This is a genomic window from Hymenobacter agri, assembly GCF_054778495.1.
Genome location: NZ_BAAGZM010000602.1, coordinates 1 through 2,551 on the forward strand (window position 1 = coordinate 1; position 2,551 = coordinate 2,551).

Below are 2,551 nucleotides of genomic sequence, written 5' to 3' on the forward strand. Positions count from 1 at the left end.
TACCGCCCCCAGCAGGTTGCGCACTTCGGTGGTGTAGAGGCCCGCGGCGCGGACATCGGTAAGGGCCAGGCGCAGGCGACCGTCGGGGGTGGGGGTGGGGTAGAGGCTGAGGCTGGGCAGGGCCTGCTCGCTGCGGGTGGCCAAGGGCTGCACGCGCAGCAGGTAGTCTTCTACCTCGGCGTTCAGCAAGTTCACGCTGCAGGGGTTGGGCACGGTGGTGTTGGCATTGGCCTGCACCAGCACGCGCATGCGCGTGCTGAACGTGCGCGAGGGCAGCACAAACGAGCCCGTGAACGAGTTCGCCGTTGGCCCGTTGGCGCTGATGCCCGTGGCCACGAGCTCGCCGGCATCATTGAACGAGCCATTCTGATTCAGGTCGACCCACACGGCCGTGCGGTGAATCACGTTGGCATTGGTGCCAACCGTGAGGGCCATGGTGCTGCCCGGGGCCACCGTGATGGGTGAGGCCACGTAGCTGGTGTAGCCGCCGGCGCTGTTGCCCGTCACGTTGGTGTAGGCCGGGGTGGCCACCGCCACGCTGGTAATCCAGAACGGGCTGGGCTGCGTCTGGCCATTGGGGCCGGTGGGGCCGGTGCCGTTGGCGCTGCAGTACGTCACGCAGGGCACCTGCACGCTCACCGCGTTCAGGCGCGTCACCGAGGCGGTGCCGAAGGCGTTGGTGGCGGTCAGCGTCACGCTGTAGGTGCCGGTAGCAGCGTATTGGTGCGAGGGGTTTTGCAGGGTGCTGGTGCCGCCGTCGCCAAAGTCCCAGGCCCAGGAAGTAGGCGCGTTGGTGCTCAGGTCGGTAAACTGCACCGGGTTCACGCAGCTGCCGGCCACGTAGTTGCTGCTGAAGTCGATGATGGGGGGCAGGGTGTTGGCCTTCATCACCACGGTGTAGTCTTCGGCCTGGCCGCTCACTGGGTTCACGCAGGGGCCGGTGGTGTTGCCAATGGCATCGGCTACCACGCGCAAGCGCAGCGGCTGGTTGAACACGATGCCCGTAGCGGGCAGGTTGATGGTGGTGGTGGCCCCGGGCGAGGCCGTGATGGCGCTGGCGTAAATCTGCTCAGCCGTGGTGAGCGTGCCGTTGTTATCCTTGTCGAGGTACACGCGGATGTCGTGCGGGTTGGTGCCGCCCGTCGTGATAACCATCGGGTAGTTCACGCCCACCGTCAGCTCGGTGCGCTGGGTGCAGGTAAAATCCTGGTAGCCCGCGCTGCCGTCGGCCGAGGTGTTGTCGATGGTATTCAGCCGGAAGCGGACAATGCCGTAGTTGGCAAAGTAGCTCTGCGTTTGGGGCGTGCAGCTGGCCGCCACCGGCACCGTGGTATTGTAGGTGATGCTGGTGGCCGCGCTGGTGCTGTTGCCGGCCGCGTTGGTGGCCTTCAGGGTCACGGCGTAGGTGCCGGCCGTGGTGTAGCAGTGGTTGGGGTTTTGCAGGGTGCTCGTGGTGCCGTCGCCAAACGTCCAGAGCCAGCTGGTGGGCGCGTTCTGGCTGGCGTCGGTAAACTGCACGCAGCCGGTGCAGGTAGTAGTGGCGCTCACCGTGAAGGCCGCCACCGGCGGGCTGGCGTTAGCCGAAAGGCGCACGCTGTAATCTTCGTCCTGCGAGTACTGCGGCGTCGAGCACGAAGTCGGGATGATGCCGTTGGCGTAGTCGGCGGCCACGCGCATGCGTAGGTTGGTGCTGAGAATGGCCGTGGTGGGCGGTGTGAAAGTGCCGGTGTGCAGGGTGGCGTTGTCGGAGCTGAACACCAGCTCGCCCGTGCCGGTGAAGGCGCCGTCGTTGTTATAGTCAATCCAGACGCGCACATTTTCCGCCACGTTCGGCCCCGTGCGCACGCTGATGGCGTAGGGCTGGGCTACGGTCAGGGCTGCGTTTTTGGTGCAGCTGTAGTCCTTGTAGCCTTCGCTGTAGTTGCCGGTGTTATTGACGATGAGGTTGTTGCCTACGGTCACATTCAGAATACCCATGCCGAAGCCCGAGGCCTGCCCGCTGCTGGCGTTGCCCGGCGTGCAGGCGGCGGCGATGGGGCAGGTGTTCTGGGCCTGCGCCGTGTTTGCTGTGCCCAGCACAAGTAATATGCCGGTCAGCACCGGCCAGCCCCGCAACCCGGAAAGTAGGTGTCGCATCATACTGAGAAGCAAAGAAGAAAAAGAATAGAATTCAGTGGTTAAATGTAAGCACAAACCGACGACAGCAAGGGATTAATCGGCCATTGCCGCGTGGCAATCGGCCAGTGCGCCGGCTGGTTCGTTGCGGGTGAGGCGCTCATTAGATGGCTGGCCGCGCGGCAGGTTTAGGCATGAGCCTGCCAGCCCACGGCACGACGCCGGCCGCCGCGCTAAATTTGCCGCACAGTTTCGTTAGTCTGCCGGTCAGCGCCGGCTTTTTATTTTTCTTATGCCCACACGCACTGTTCTCATCACCGGCGGCACCTCCGGCATTGGCCGGGCCTGCGCCCTGGCCTTTGGCCGCGCCGGCTACCAGGTAGCCATCACCGGCCGCGACGAAACCAAACTTGCCGATACCGCCGCCGCCCTCGCC

The 2,551-nt window shown here is 64.8% G+C and carries 2 protein-coding genes; one reads left to right on the forward strand and one right to left on the reverse strand.

The annotated features are described in order from the left end of the window. A partial coding sequence (locus tag ACYVDE_RS19960) for a GEVED domain-containing protein (RefSeq protein ID WP_460503292.1) occupies positions 1–2,079 on the reverse strand: 2,079 nt, incomplete at its 3' end. A 328-nt stretch (positions 2,080–2,407) separates the two neighbouring features. Here ACYVDE_RS19960 and ACYVDE_RS19965 point away from each other — a divergent pair. Beyond that, on the forward strand, positions 2,408–2,551 hold a 144-nt coding region (locus tag ACYVDE_RS19965; RefSeq protein ID WP_460503293.1), incomplete at its 3' end, for an SDR family NAD(P)-dependent oxidoreductase.